The 14652-nt window shown below is 68.9% G+C and carries 11 protein-coding genes; 4 read left to right on the forward strand and 7 right to left on the reverse strand.

Annotated features, from left to right (window positions below; translation table 11 throughout):
• Positions 1-297: 297 nt before the first annotated feature.
• Entirely contained in the window at positions 298-990 is a 693-nt protein-coding gene (locus tag JL100_RS28160) for a response regulator (RefSeq protein WP_202684516.1), read from the forward strand.
• Between the two features lie 16 nt (positions 991-1006).
• On the opposite strand, the gene JL100_RS28165 is transcribed toward JL100_RS28160, so the two are convergent.
• From JL100_RS28165 to glgC, 5 genes are all read right to left on the reverse strand, one after another.
• A complete protein-coding gene (locus tag JL100_RS28165; protein WP_202684447.1) occupies positions 1007-1441 on the reverse strand; it encodes a hypothetical protein in 435 nt (144 codons plus the stop codon).
• Positions 1442-1461: 20 nt separating this feature from the next.
• Complete coding sequence (locus JL100_RS28170) at positions 1462-1896, reverse strand: hypothetical protein (RefSeq protein ID WP_202684448.1); 435 nt, start codon at positions 1894-1896, stop codon at positions 1462-1464.
• Positions 1897-2012: 116 nt separating this feature from the next.
• Positions 2013-3905, reverse strand: coding sequence for a DNA helicase RecQ (recQ, locus tag JL100_RS28175; RefSeq protein WP_211113193.1), 1893 nt, complete (start codon positions 3903-3905; stop codon positions 2013-2015).
• Between the two features lie 85 nt (positions 3906-3990).
• Complete coding sequence (gene glgA / locus JL100_RS28180) at positions 3991-5454, reverse strand: glycogen synthase GlgA (RefSeq protein WP_202684449.1); 1464 nt, start codon at positions 5452-5454, stop codon at positions 3991-3993.
• Between the two features lie 15 nt (positions 5455-5469).
• Positions 5470-6735: a glucose-1-phosphate adenylyltransferase gene (gene glgC / locus JL100_RS28185; protein WP_228420948.1), complete on the reverse strand. Its 1266-nt coding sequence runs from the start codon at positions 6733-6735 to the stop codon at positions 5470-5472.
• Between the two features lie 606 nt (positions 6736-7341).
• Here glgC and JL100_RS28190 point away from each other — a divergent pair.
• Both JL100_RS28190 and JL100_RS28195 read left to right on the forward strand, forming a co-directional pair.
• Positions 7342-8676 carry an ammonium transporter gene (locus JL100_RS28190; RefSeq protein ID WP_202684450.1) on the forward strand — a complete coding sequence of 445 codons (1335 nt, stop codon included), beginning with the start codon at positions 7342-7344 and terminating at the stop codon, positions 8674-8676.
• Between the two features lie 384 nt (positions 8677-9060).
• Complete coding sequence (locus tag JL100_RS28195) at positions 9061-11112, forward strand: transglycosylase domain-containing protein (protein WP_211113194.1); 2052 nt, start codon at positions 9061-9063, stop codon at positions 11110-11112.
• Between the two features lie 38 nt (positions 11113-11150).
• Here JL100_RS28195 and JL100_RS28200 read toward each other — a convergent pair whose 3' ends face one another.
• On the reverse strand, positions 11151-12548 hold the full coding sequence (locus tag JL100_RS28200; protein WP_202684451.1) for an NAD(P)H-dependent flavin oxidoreductase: 1398 nt from the start codon (positions 12546-12548) through the stop codon (positions 11151-11153).
• A 162-nt stretch (positions 12549-12710) separates the two neighbouring features.
• The gene (ugpQ, locus tag JL100_RS28205; RefSeq protein WP_202684452.1) at positions 12711-13448 is read right to left on the reverse strand and encodes a glycerophosphodiester phosphodiesterase; all 738 of its coding nucleotides are present in this window, start codon (positions 13446-13448) and stop codon (positions 12711-12713) included.
• 127 nt (positions 13449-13575) lie between these two features.
• On the opposite strand from ugpQ, the gene JL100_RS28210 reads away from it, so the two are divergent.
• Positions 13576-14637, forward strand: coding sequence for a lysine-2,3-aminomutase-like protein (locus tag JL100_RS28210; protein WP_202684453.1), 1062 nt, complete (start codon positions 13576-13578; stop codon positions 14635-14637).
• Positions 14638-14652: the final 15 nt, after the last annotated feature.

Raw genomic sequence — 14652 nt, forward strand, 5'->3', positions numbered from 1 at the left:
CAAGGATATCCGTATTCATTGGCACGGCTGTCCGGCACAGTTGCTGCCTAATGCTCAAAAAGCTGAACCATGGGCAGAAACGCCCCCTTTTCGTCATACCCGGACTTGATCCGGGTATCTCCCCGCACGGCGGCGCTGATGGAGTCTGCAAGCGATGACCGGGTCAAGCCCGGTCATGACGGTGAAGGGAGGAATGCTATACCAGGAAAGCCCTCTCTGGTTGAAACAACAATCACTGTACCGGACAGATGTGAATCATTACGTGCATCTGTGGATGACTAGAAACGGGCCGTGCGCATGCTGACGATCCTGGTGATCGACGACGAACCGCAGATCCGCAGGTTCCTGCGGATCAGCCTGACCGCGTCGGGCTATCGCGTGGTTGAGGCGGAGACCGGCGCCGCGGGGATCGAGGTCGCCGCGGCGGAGCGGCCCGACCTGGTGATCCTGGACCTGGGCCTGCCGGACATCGACGGGCAGGAGGTGATCACGGCGATCCGCGAGGGCGGCCCCGTCCCGATCATCGTGCTGTCGGTGCGGTCCGACGAGACGGACAAGGTCGAGGCGCTGGACCGCGGCGCCGACGACTATATGGTCAAGCCGTTCGGGATCGGCGAGCTGATGGCCCGCATCCGGGCGGCATCACGCCCGCGCGGCGGCGCCGAGGCCGATCCGGACAGGCTGGTGGTCGGCGGGCTGACGATCGACCTGGCCCGGCGCCTCGCCGTCCGCGACGGAACCGAACAGCGCCTGTCGCCCAAGGAGCACGCGCTGCTCAGCCTGCTGGTCCGCAACCGCGACAAGATCCTCACCCACGGCCAGATCCTGAAGGAGGTCTGGGGACCCGCCCATGCCCACGACACCGTCTATCTCCGCGTCTATGTCAACCAGCTCCGCCAGAAGCTGGAAGCCGACCCCGGCCGGCCGGCGCTGATCATCACCGAGCCGGGCGTCGGCTACCGGCTCAGGACGGGCAGTCCCACGGGTTGACCGACAAGCACTGGCCTCAATGCCGCGAGATGCCGCCGGAAACCAGGTTGCGGGCCTTGCCGGTGTCCCTGACCACGGTGGTGGTGATGCGGCTGTAGGTCATCATGGATGTCCGCATGTCCCGGATAATCGCGGACATGCCCATGTCGATGTCCTCGAAATAGATGATGGTCGTGGGATGGAGGTTCAGGTTGCAGCAGCCGTGGATGAACTTCTCCTGCTTCAGCCTGAACAGGAACAGTCCGGTCACCTCGCAGGGGACGCCGAACAGGCTTTCGCCGACCAGCCTCAGCGTCGTCTTGAGCAGCGGGCTCTTTTCCTTCTTGCCCAGCGCCATGAAGCTGCGATGGCACGCGACCTCGTCGAAGAAGATCCGGTAGACGCGGCCGAAATCCTCGTCGGTCACCAGGACCTTCTTCATTTCCTCGAGCTTGAGCTTATGGTCCGCCATGTCCGTCTCCCCCCGGCCGACTATTGGATCGTGCCGGGGCCGGAGGCGACGGGGCCGGGTTCCAACCCCTCCCGTCCCTCCAGCAGCGAGATGCGGGCATAGGTCATGGCGCCGGTGCTGAAGTCGGTTGAGACCGCGATCAGGCCCACGTCCACGTCCTCGAAATAGAGGACCGTGGCCAGGCAGCCGTCCATCATGCAGCCGCCATGGACGAACTTGTCAGCCTCCATCCTGAACAGGGCGAACCCCTGGACGGTGCAATTCGGGCCGAGCACCCGGCGGCCGACCTGCTCGAACGCGGCCTTCAGCAGGGGGACATCGACGGCCTGGCCCGCGGCGACGAAGTCGGGACTCATGCCCAGGTCGTCGAAGAACTTTTCCTGCACCCGGGCGAAGCTGTCCGCCGTCAGGAGGGTGTTCTTCAGGTCTTCGAGCTTGCTGGCGTAATCGGCCATGGCGGCATCCGATGCGAAGGTGACGGCCGGCCCCGGCTTTGTCCGGTCCGGCACGCCATCGTACACATGCCGGAGGGGACCGAAACGCGCGTTTGGCCGCACCCCGCGGGGCGACGCTAACTATGCTGGCGGACCACGTCCAGGAAGGCGTCGCCGTAGCGCTCCAGCTTGCTGGCGCCGATGCCGGCGATCCGTCCCATGCTCCCGGCGTCGCGCGGCTTCTGGCGGACGATCTCCAGCAGGGTGCTGTCGTGGAAGATGACGTAGGGCGGCACGCCCTGGGCGCGCGCCAGTTCCAGCCGGCAAGCCTTGAGCTTGTGCCACAGGTCGTCGTCGGCCGGGCCGAGCACGGCGGGGGCGCTGCTGCCGCCGCGGCTGCCGCGCTGGGCGCGGAGCGACTTCTTGACCGCCGCCTGGTTGTCGCGGCGCAGCCGGATGCCCTGCTGTCCCTTCAGCACCGGGGCCGCCGACCGGGTCAGGTGGAGCGCGCCGTAGCCCTCGTGGTCGACCTTGAGGTAGCCGGCGGCGACCAGCTGGCGGTAGACCGAGCCCCACTCCTGCTTGCTCATATCGGCGCCCACGCCGAAGGTCTTGATCCGGTCGTGGCCGAACTTGGCGACCTTCTCCGTCACGGTGCCGCGCAGCACGTCGATCAGGTGGCCGGTGCCGAACATCTGGCCGGTCCGGTAGACGGCGGCCAGCGCCTTCTGCGCCGCGATGCTGCCGTCGAAGGTCTCGACCGGCTCCAGGCAGGTGTCGCAGTTGCCGCAGGGCTTCGGCAGCACCTCGCCGAAATAGTTCAGCAGCACCTGCCGGCGGCAGGCGGCGGTCTCGCAGAAGCCAATCAGGGCTTCGAGCTTGTGGCGCTCGATCCGCTTGATCTCGACCGGGGCCTCGCTGGATTCCAGCATCTGGCGCATCGCGACCACGTCGGACAGCCCGTAGGCCATCCAGGCGTCGGCCGGCAGCCCGTCGCGGCCGGCGCGCCCGGTCTCCTGGTAATAGGCCTCCATGCTCTTGGGCAGGTCCAGGTGGGCGACGAAGCGCACGTTGGGCTTGTCGATGCCCATGCCGAAGGCGACCGTGGCGACCACGATCACGCCCTCGCCCTTGATGAAGCGGTCCTGGTTGGCCTCCCGCGTCTGGGCGTCCAGGCCGGCATGGTAGGGCACCACCTCGCGGCCCTGGGCCGCCAGCCAGGCCGCCGTCTCGTCCACCTTGGCGCGGCTGAGGCAATAGACGATGCCGGCGTCCTCGGCATGATGGGTCTGGATGAAGGACCAGAGCTGGCGCCTCGGCTCCTGCTTGGGCACCACGCGGTAGGTGATGTTGGGCCGGTCGAAGCTGTCGATGAAGACCTTGGCGTCGCCCAGGTTGAGGCGCGCCTGGATGTCCGCCCGGGTCTGCTCGTCGGCGGTCGCGGTCAACGCCACGCGCGGCACCGTGGGGAACCGCTCGTGCAGGATCGACAGCTGAAGGTATTCCGGCCGGAAATCGTGCCCCCACTGGGACACGCAGTGCGCCTCGTCCAGCGCGAACAGGCAGACCCGGCTGCGCTCCAGCAGGTCGAGGAAGCGGGGCGTGACCAGCCGCTCCGGCGCCACGTAGATCAGGTCCAGCTCGCCCTGCGCCACCTGCCGCTCGACCTCCGCGGCGTCGCGCCAGTCGAGCGAGGAGTTGAGGTAGGCGGCGTTGACGCCAACCTGCCGCAGGGCGTCCACCTGGTCGCGCATCAAGGCGATCAGCGGCGAGACGACGACCGCGATGCCGGGACGCACCAGGGCCGGGATCTGGAAGCACAAAGACTTTCCGCCGCCGGTCGGCATCAGCACCAGGGCGTCGCCGCCGGCGATCACATGGTCGATGATCCGCGCCTGCTGGCCGCGGAAGGCGTCATAGCCGTAGACCCGCTGAAGCGTTTCCAGCGCCGCGTCCCGGCCTGGGGCGGGCCGGCCAGGGGTCGGGCGGCCACCGGCGGGCCCACCATTGATCGATAGGGCTTGGCTCAAAATCTTGAGAGGTTTCCGGGTTCGGTACGCAAGCCCTATGCATTGCACAGAAGGACCCCCGATGTGAACCGGATAATATTCCGGCTCACTCGTCGGGGTAAACCGTTCGGTACATCTCCAGGTAGCGCCGGGCGGAGGCCGCCCAGGAGAAGTCCTTGCGCATCGCGGCCCGCTGGACCGAACGCCAGCGCGCCGGGTCGCGGTACAGGGCGATGGCCCGGCGGCAGGCCCATGCCAGGTCCTCCACCGTGGCGTGGTCGAACACGAAGCCGGTCGCCTCGCCCCGGTCGATCGCCCAGTCCTGGGCGTCGGCCACGGTGTCGGCCAGGCCCCCGACCCGGCGGACCAGCGGCAGCGTGCCGTAGCGCAGGCCGTAGAGCTGGATCAGCCCGCACGGCTCCGACCGGGACGGCAGCATGATCACATCAGCCCCCGCCTGGACCCGGTGCGACAGCGGCTCGTCGTAGCCGACATGGACGCCGACCTGTCCGCGGTGCCGTTCCGCCAGGTCGCGGAAGCCGTCCTCCAGCCAGCCCTCGCCGCTGCCCAGCACGGCGAACTGGGCGCCTTCCGCCACCAGCGCCGGGATCGCGGACAGCAGCAGGTCGAAGCCCTTCATGGGCGTCAGCCGGCTGACCACGCCGAACAGCGGCGCGCCGTCGCGCTGCTCCAGCCCGAACTCCTCCCTCAGCGCCGTCTTGCTGGCCGCCTTGTCGTCCAGGCTGTCCACGTCGTAGGGCCGGACCAGGGCCGGGTCGACCGCGGGCGACCAGACGCCGTAATCGACACCGTTCAGGATGCCCCACAGGTCGCCCGCCCGCGCCGCCAGCAGGCCGTGCAGGCCCCAGCCGCCGTCCGGCGACTGGATCTCCTCCGCGTAGGTCGGGCTGACGGTGCTGATCCGGTCGGCATAGTACAGCCCCGCCTTCAGGAAGCCGATCTGGCCGTAATATTCCAGCCCGTCCACCGTGAAGCTCTCGGCGGGCAGCTGGAGTTCGCCCAGCAGGCCCGCGGGGAACAGGCCCTGGTAGGCGATGTTGTGGATGGTCAGGACCGTGGCCGGGCGCGGGCCGGCCCGCTGCTCCCGGCCCAGCTCCAGGTAGGCAGGGGCCAGGCCGGACTGCCAGTCATGGCCGTGGACCACGTCCGGCCGCCAGCGCAGCCCGCCCTCCGGGCCGCCGAGCCAGGCCGCGACCCAGCCGAGCAGGGCGAAGCGCCGGTGGTTGTCGGGCCAGTCGCGGTTGTCCGGCCCCAGGTAGGGATTGCCCGGCCTGCCATACATCTCGGGCGCGTCCACCACGTAGCAGGGCACGCCGTCGGGCGTGCGGCCCAGCATCAGGACCGAACCGCCCCGGGTCCAGGGATCGGCCAGGGTGCGGACCGGCCTGAGGTCGGCCAGTTTCGCCAGGACGGCGGGATAGCCCGGCACCAGCAGCCGCGCGTCGATCCCGATCTCGATCTGGGCGGCCGGCAGGGCCGCGGCGACGTCGGCAAGGCCCCCCGTCTTGATCAGCGGATAGACTTCGGAAGCGACATGGAGAACGCGCATTTTCGGGACGTCTCCTCAGGCGCCCAGCCGGGCGAGCATGTCGCGGGTGATCAGCGTCACCCCCGACTCGGTGCGGTGGAAGCGCCGGGCGTCCTCGTCCGGGTTCTCCCCCACCACCAGATGGTCGGGAATGCGGCAGCCGCGGTCGACCACCACTTTGGTCAGCCGGGCATGCCGGCCGATGTCGCACTGGGGCAGCACGACCGCCTGGTTCAGGCTGGAATAGGAGTTGGCCCGGACCGAGCTGAACAGCAGCGACCCGGTGATCCTGGCGCCCGAGATGATGCAGCCGCCCGATACCAGGCTGTCCACCGCCATGCCGCGCCGGTCGTCGTTGTCGAACACGAACTTGGCCGGCGGCAGCTGTTCCTGGTAGGTGAAGATCGGCCACTGCCTGTCGTAGAGGTTCAGGTCCGGCGTCACCTTGGTCAGGTCCAGGTTGGCCTCCCAGTAGGCGTCGATGGTGCCGACGTCGCGCCAGTACGGCTCGGCCTCGGGCTGGCTGTAGATGCAGCTGTCCTGGAACCGGTGGGCCATCACCTTGGCGCGCGGCACCAAGTAGGGGATCAGGTCCTTGCCGAAGTCGCGGCTGGAGGTCGGGTCGGCGGCGTCGCGCCGGAGCTGGTCGTACAGGAACTTGGCGTTGAAGACGTAGATCCCCATGCTGGCCAGCGCCTTGTCCGGCTTGCCGGGGATCGCCGGCGGGTCGGCCGGCTTCTCCAGGAAGCTGACGACCTGGTCGTGGTCGTCCACATGCATGACGCCGAAGCCCGTCGCGTCCATCCGGGGCACCTCGACGCACGGGACGGTCACGTCGGCGCCCCGGCTGATGTGCCACGCCAGCATGGCGGCGTAGTCCATCTTGTAGATGTGGTCGCCGGCCAGGATCAGCACGTGCTCGGCGCCGTGGCCCTGCAGGATGTCCAGGTTCTGGTACACGGCGTCGGCGGTGCCCTGGTACCAGGAGGTCTCGTCGATCCGCTGCTGGGCCGGCAGGAAGTCGACGAACTCGTTGATCTCGCCGCGCAGGAAGCCCCAGCCGCGCTGCAGATGGACCAGGAGGCTGTGGGATTTGTACTGGGTGATGACGCTGATCCGGCGGAACCCGGAATTGATGCAGTTGGACAGCGCGAAATCGATGATGCGGAACTTGCCGCCGAAATGGACCGCCGGCTTGGCCCGCCGGTCGGTGAGCTGCTTCAGGCGGCTGCCCCGCCCCCCGGCGAGCACCAGCGCGATGGCGCGTCGCGGCGCGATCCGCAGTTCACGTTCGATAGCCACTGTGGGTTTCTCCTTGACCCTGTTTGAGGGACCCTGTGTGAGGACCCTTGCCGGGAGACCTTCTCGTTGGACGCGGTTCCGGACCGGGCCTGGGGCGGGCGGCTGCTCGGGCGCATCCTTGCCGCCACCCTGCCACATTTCGGCGCCGGGAGCCAACTCAACGAGGAAGCGCACAGGGCGGTTCCCGAAGCACCTGCGGGTGAAACGGAATGTCCGGGACCTGAACTGCCTGTTTTTTGGGCGCCTTTCCGAAACGGTCGCGTTCGCGAAGAATTATGACAAAGTCATGGCACGTTTCGCCCTTTGTTTCCGCTTTCTTGGCCCCGGCTGGACCATCGGTATATCGCCTGTTTTTTGAGCAAATGACAGGCCCCGATCCTGTCCCCTGCCCGGCGAGTGCGCGGCGATCTGCGCGGCAACCGCCGGAATTGCTCATTTTTCGAGCGGCACGGATCTTGAAACGGTGGCCGGGCCTTTGGGCCTCGGCCGGTTTCGCCGATGCCCGCCGCCCGAACCCGTCAAAGGATCAGGCTCCGGACCGCACCGCCGGTCCGGGTCCCAAGATCGAGCGGGCCGTGTCGAACTGATCGAGAGGATGAGTCTAGAATGAGCCGTCTGTTTGCCTTCGCTGTTCCGCTGCTTGCGGCGATACTGGGAGCGGTCGCCTTGCCGGCCGGCGCGCTGGCCCAGACCGAAGCCCCCACCATCGACACGGGCGATACCGCCTGGATGCTGACCTCGACCGCGCTGGTCCTGATGATGACCATCCCGGGCCTGGCCCTGTTCTACGGCGGCATGGTCCGCAAGATGAACCTGCTGGCCACCGTGATGCAGAGCTTCGCGATCTGCTGCCTCGTCGCCGTGCTGTGGGTGCTGGTCGGGTACAGCATCGCGTTCGGCAACGGGAACGCCTATTTCGGCGACTTCTCCAAGGTGCTGATGGCCGGCATGGACATGTCCGCGCCGTTCAACCTGGGCGCCGGACTGGAGACCCCGGTCGCCTTCACGATCCCCGAATCGGTGTTCGTGATGTTCCAGATGACCTTCGCGATCATCACCCCGGCGCTGATCACCGGCGCCTTCGCCGACCGCATGAAATTCTCGGCCATGCTGCTGTTCACCGGCTTCTGGTCGCTCCTGGTCTACGCCCCGGTCGCCCACTGGGTCTGGCACCCGAACGGCTTCCTGTTCGCCGACGGCGTGCTGGACTTCGCCGGCGGCACCGTGGTCCACATCAATGCCGGCATCGCCGGGCTGGTCGCGGCCATCGTCGTCGGCAAGCGCCGCGGCTACCCGACCGAGCATTTCGTCCCCAACAACCTGGTGCTCAGCCTGATCGGCGCCTCGCTTCTGTGGGTGGGCTGGTTCGGCTTCAACGCCGGCTCGGCCGGTGCCGCCAACGGCCGCGCCGGCATGGCGATGCTGGTCACCATGGTCGCCGCCGCGGCCGCCGCCCTGGCCTGGATGTTCGCGGAGTGGATCGCCAAGGGCAAGCCGAGCGTGCTCGGCATCATCTCGGGCGCCATCGGCGGCCTGGTCGCCATCACCCCGGCGTCCGGCTTCGTCGACGCGGGCGGCGCCCTGGTCATCGGCATCGTCTCGGGCGTGATCTGCTTCTGGGGCGCCACCAGCCTGAAATACATGCTGGGCTATGACGACAGCCTGGACGCCTTCGGGGTCCACGGCGTCGGCGGCATCGTCGGCGCGGTCCTGACCGGCGTCTTCGCCAAGGAAGCGATCGGCGGCTATCCAGGATTGCTGGAAGGCAACGGCGCCCAGGTCGTCACCCAGCTCTGGGGCATCGCCGCCACCATCGTGTGGAGCGCCGTCGCCTCCTTCGTCCTGCTGAAGGTGATCGACGTGGTCGTCGGCCTGCGGGTCAGCGAGGACATCGAGCGCGAAGGCCTCGACCTCGCCCTGCACGGCGAAGCGGTCCACTGACCGCGGCTGTCCGCTTCAAGCGCAAGCAAGTCCAAGCCGCCGCCGGGGCTCCCCCCGGCGGCGGTTTCTTTTTGCGGCCATATGTCATCCGACAGCACCGTTCGCCGGCAGGCCGGAGTTGCCATTGATACCGGCTTCGACAGCAGCGATCCCGAGCTACCGGGCTTCCCGGCGGAGTGGCGGCGTCTCGCCGCCCAAGGTGCGCGGGACGCGCACCCTCCAGAAGGTATCATTTGTGCCGGTGGCGACCCTATCGTCGAACCTGAACCGGCATATCCGTCCCCTTCCTGAAGTTCCATCGCAAGCCCGGCCGATAATGCCGTGAAATTGCCGCCTTGATCAGGCATCGTGTCGGCGTGGACAGGCAACCTCCGAACGATCACCTTGAGCAAATCTCCAGAACGGCCGACAGACCGAGCGTCCCGCAAGGCGCCCGCCGACCGCGGCGCCGGCAAGCAGCGGGCCCGTGACCGCAAGGCTTCCGGCGCCCCCGCCGTGCGCCGGTCGATCCTCCGCGTGCTGGGAAGCTGGGTCGTGGTCGGCGCGATCTGGGCCGGCGTGGCCGGAGCATCCGTGGTCGCGTATTTCGCCTACGACCTGCCCGACGTGTCCCAGGTGGCCCAGGCCGAGCGCCGGCCCGCCGTCACCGTGCTGGCCGCCGACGGCAGCAGGATCGAGCGCTACGGCGACATCCACGGCACCACGATCAACGCGGCAGACCTGCCGCCGCACCTGATCCATGCCGTGCTGGCGACCGAGGACAGGCGCTTCTTCAGCCATTTCGGGATCGACCCGATCGGCTTGGCGCGCGCGGCCTTCGTCAATTTCCAGGCCGGAAGGGTCGTGCAGGGCGGCTCCACCATCACCCAGCAGCTCGCCAAGAACCTGTTCCTGACGCCCGACCGCACCATGGGCCGCAAGATCCAGGAGGCGATCCTGGCGATCTGGCTGGAGCGGACCTATTCCAAGAACCAGATCCTGACCGCCTACCTGAACCGGGTCTATCTGGGCGCCGGCACCTATGGCGTCGATGCCGCGGCGCAGACCTATTTCAACAAGCCGGCGACCGAGGTCAACCTGCGCGAGGCGGCCATCCTGGCGGGGCTGCTGAAGGCGCCGTCGCGCTATTCGCCGGCGGCCAACCCCGACCGCGCGGCCGAGCGGGCCGAGGTGGTGATCGGCGCCATGCTCGACGCCGGCTACATCACGGAAGCCGACATCCAGGCGATGCGGGCGGCCCCGCCGATGCCCCGGCGCAAGCCGGAAGGCGACGGCGACCGCTATTTCGCCGACTGGGTGGCCGACCAGATCGTCGGCTTCATCGGCAAGGAGCATGACGACATCACCGTCCACACCACCATGGACCGGCGGCTCCAGCAGGCGGCGGAACGGCGGCTGGACGCGTCCCTGTCGGGGGCCGGCCTCGCCGCCCGCGCCGGGCAGGGAGCCCTGGTGGCGCTCAGCCCGGACGGCGCGGTCCGGGCGCTGATCGGCGGGTCGAATTATGGCGAGAGCCAATTCAACCGGGCGACCCAGGCTCTGCGCCAGCCCGGCTCGGCGTTCAAGCCGCTGGTCTTCCTGGCGGCGCTGGAGAACGGCATGACGGCGGACACGCCGGTGGACGACGCCCCGATCCGCATCGACGGCTGGCAGCCGGCCAATTTCGAGAAGGGTTTCCAAGGCCCCATGCCGCTGCGCGACGCGCTGGCCCATTCGGTCAACACGGCGGCGATCCGGGTGCTGGACCGCACCGGCGTGGAGCCGGTCGCCACCCTGGCCCGCCGGCTCGGCATCACCTCGCCCATGGGCAAGGACCTGAGCCTGGCGCTCGGCACCAGCGAGGTGACCCTGCTGGAGCTGGCCGGCGCCTACACGGCCTTCGCCAACGGCGGCCGGGCGGTCTGGCCCTACGCCGTCACCCGGATCGAGGACCGCGCCGGCCGGGTGCTCTACCAGCGCCGCGGCTCCGCCGGCGCCACCCCGGTGATCGACCCGGCGTACCTCGCGGAGCTGAACCGCATGCTGATGGCGGTGATCGAGTACGGCACCGGCAAGTCGGCCAAGCTGGACCGCATGGCCGCGGGCAAGACCGGCACCAGCCAGGAGTACCGGGACGCCTGGTTCGTCGGCTTCACCGCCGACTATGTCGCGGGGGTCTGGCTCGGCAACGACGACAACCAGCCCATGAAGCGGGTCACCGGCGGCGGGCTGCCGGCCCGCATCTGGCGCGATTTCATGATGGATGCCCACCGGGGCTTGCCGCCGCGCATGATCCCCGGCCTCGACCATGCCCCGCCGCAGGCCGGCGCGCCGATGCTGGTGGCCGAGGACGGGAGTCCCGGATCGGCGGCCCCCCCTTCCGGCCCGCTGTCCGACGTGCCGCTGCTGGGCCAGTTCCAGCGGCTGATCCGGAACCTGACCGGCGGCACGCAGTAGAGTTGGGCGGCGGGGAAACTCGCCGCCCGTCCGGAAGGTCAGTCGCCCGACGCGATCCGCTCCACCAGCTGCTTCACGGTCGGAATGAAGCCGTTCGCGTAGAACGGATCGTCGGAGAACCGGTAGGCGTTGTGGCCGGCGAACATCAGCTGAGTCTCGCAATCGTCCGAGTGGCTGATCTCCTGCAGGGTCTTCTGGATACAGAAGGAGCGCGGGTCGGCCTTCTTGCCGGTCGAGCCTTCCTCGTTCTGCGCCCAGTTGGAGAACATGCAGGCCGACAGGCAGCCCATGCAGTTGATCTGGTCGGTCAGGATCTCGTTGGACTTCTCCGGCGTCACGAAGATCAGCGTGCCGTCGGGAGTCTTCAGCGCCTCCTTGAACCCGGCCTCGACCCAGCCGAAGGCCCGGTCGCGGTCGTGGGCGGTCAGGTAGACCGGCCGCCCGCGCGGACCGACGCGGAACTCGGTGTCGTGCTCGCCGACCGGCTTGACCGAATAGGCCACCTGCCGCTCGCCCCGGCCGCGCAGCTCCTGGATGAACGGGTTGTTCACCGCCGACGAGTAGAAGCCGGTCGGCGAGAACTTGTTCAGGAAGACGTCGCCCTCCTTCAAGGTCAGGAGCTTGCGCTTCCACGCCTCGGAGATCGGGCTCTCCCGCGTGAGCAGCGGACGGGTGCCGTACTGGAAGGCGATCGGCCCCAGGTCGGGGTTGTCGATCCACTCCTCCCACTCGCGCAGATACCAGACGCCGCCGGCCATGATGATCGGCGTGTTTTCCAGCCCGAAGCTGTTCATCATCTGGCGCAGCGCCAGCACCCGGGGGAACGGATCCTCCGGCGCCTCCGGGTCCTCGCTGTTAGACAGGCCGTTGTGCCCGCCCGCCCGCCAGGGGTCCTCGTAGACGACGCCGCCAAGGTTGTCGGCGAACCTGTAGTACGCCCGCTTCCACAGCGCGCGGAACGCCCGCGCGGAGGAGACGATCGGGTAATAGTGGATGCCGTAGCGCACCGCGATCTCGGCCACCTTGTAGGGCATGCCGGCACCGCAGGTGACGCCGTGGACCATGCCCTTGGCGCCTTCCAGGATGCCGTGGAGGATCCGCTCGGCAGCCGCCATCTCCCACAGGACGTTCATGTGGATGCGGCCCTGGCCGTTGGAGACCTCGTGGGCGATGCGCGCCTGCGTGATCCCGCCGGCGATCGAGTACGCGACCAGCTCCTCGTGCCGCTCGCGCCGCGTCCGGCCATGATAGACCTGATCGACGGGCTTGCCGTCGTCATCGAAGCTGTCGGCGTTCACGCCGGAAAATGTGCCGACCCCGCCTGCCGCTGCCCAGGCGCCGGAACTCTCGCCGTTAGACACGGAGATGCCCTTGCCGCCTTCGACCAGCGGCAGGACCTCGCGACCCGAGATCAGCAAAGGCTTGAGCGCCTTCAACGAAACCTCCAAAAAGCTGCTTTATTCTTCGACCCGCAGACACGGACGGCCGCGCACCGGTTTCGCTCCGGCGGCGGCCACGGCCTGCCCTTACTGCTCCATATATGAAAAATTTGCGACGCAGAAGAGTGGCAGTCGAATAATTATCGCGAATTCCTCCGCTCAGCCGCCCAGCACCGCCAGAATGTCACGGGGCCGGTCGGTGAAGACGGCGGCGACCCCGAGCCCCACCAGCTCCTTCGCCCGCGCCGGATCGTTCACGGTATAGGCCAGCACGGGCCGCCCGGTCGCCAGGTATTCCGCGATGCTTCGGGCATTCTCGCGGGACGCGTTGACATTGATGGTCGAAGCTTCCACCCGGTCGGCGACGGCCCGCCAGTCGCGCGGGCGCCGGTCGATCAGGTAGCCGCGCGGCCAGTCGGGCATATGGTCGCGTGCCGTCTCCAGGCTCGGCACCTCGAAGCTGGAGACCAGCGGCGCCGGCCGGCCGGCCGGCCACAGCGCCCGCGCCGCGTCGAGCGCGACCCTGGCGGTCTCGACCTCGCGCCCGGGGCACGGCTTGATTTCCAGGTTGATGCCCAGGTCCAGGTCCAGGACCAGCGCCAGCGTCTCCTCCAGCGTCGGGATGCGCTCGCCGGCGAACTCCGGCGCGAAGCGCACGCCGGCGTCCAGATCCCGCAGGTCCGCGAATTCCAGGCCCGCCACGGCGCCGCGGCCGTCCGTGGTGCGGTCCACGTCGTCGTCGTGCATCAGGACCGGCACGCCGTCGCGCGACAGCTTGACGTCCACCTCGACCCAGCGGGCGCCCTGCCCGGCCGCGACCCGGATGCCGGCCAGCGTGTTTTCCGGCGCATAGGCCCTGGCGCCGCGATGGCCGATGGTCTTTGGAAACGACAGCATGATGACGGGTGGATCCCTGGTCTGTTGAGCGAGCGGGTGGCATGCCGGGCGGCGCCGACCTATAGTCCGGACCGGCCGGTATAACCCAAATCCGGTATAGACCGAGTTACAGCACGAGTCCCCGATCATGAAAAGTACCGCGACGGCGCGCAGCCTGGACGGCCTCGTCGCCGCCGGCGCCCTTGCGCCGGAGCGGGCCGCCGCCCTCGGGCGGGTGGCGGAACGCTACGCCATCGCCGTCACGCCGCACCTGCTGGACCGCCTGGACGGCGCCGACCCCGCCGGCCCGCTCGCCCGCCAGTACCTTCCTTCGGAGCAGGAGCTGGAGATCCGCCCGGAGGAGCTGGCCGACCCGATCGGCGACGGGGCCCATTCCCCGGTCAAGGGGATCGTCCACCGCTACCCGGACCGGGTGCTGCTGAAGGCGCTGCACGCCTGCCCGGTCTATTGCCGCTTCTGCTTCCGGCGGGAGATGGTCGGCCCCGGCGGCGACGCGCTCGACCCGGCCGAGCTGGCGGCGGCGCTCGACTATATCCGCGCCCGCGAGGAAATCTGGGAGGTGATCCTGACCGGCGGCGACCCGCTGATGCTGGCGCCGCGCCGCCTGGCCGGCATCGTCGCCGCACTGGACGCCACGCCCCATGTCGGGGTGGTGAGGCTGCACAGCCGCGTGCCGGTGGCCGACCCGGGCCGGATCGACGACGCCGTCGTGGCCGCCCTGAAGGCGTCGGACACGGCGGTCTGGCTGGCGGTCCACTGCAACCATCCGGACGAGCTGACGGCCGAGGCCAAGTCCGCCCTCGCCCGGATCGCCGACGCCGGCATCCCGCTGGTCAGCCAGACCGTCCTGCTCAGCGGCGTCAACGACGATGCCGCCGTCCTGGAAGCGCTGTTCCGCGCCCTGGTCCGCGCCCGGGTCAAGCCCTACTACCTTCATCACGGGGATCTGGCGCCGGGGACGGGCCATTTCCGGACCGACCCGGCGCGCGGCCGCGAGCTGGTGCGGAGCCTGCGCGGCCGGGTGTCCGGCCTGTGCCAGCCGACCTACGTGCTCGACATCCCGGGCGGCCACGGCAAGGCGCCGATCGGGCCGGACCACCTGGAGGGGAACGCCGAAGCCGGCTACGTGGTCGAGGACTATCGGGGCAACCGGCACGCCTATCCGCCAAAGCCTCCGGCCGGCGCCTAGCCCCGGCCGGAGGCC

The sequence above is a fragment of the Skermanella mucosa genome (genome assembly GCF_016765655.2).
Lineage (GTDB): Bacteria > Pseudomonadota > Alphaproteobacteria > Azospirillales > Azospirillaceae > Skermanella > Skermanella mucosa.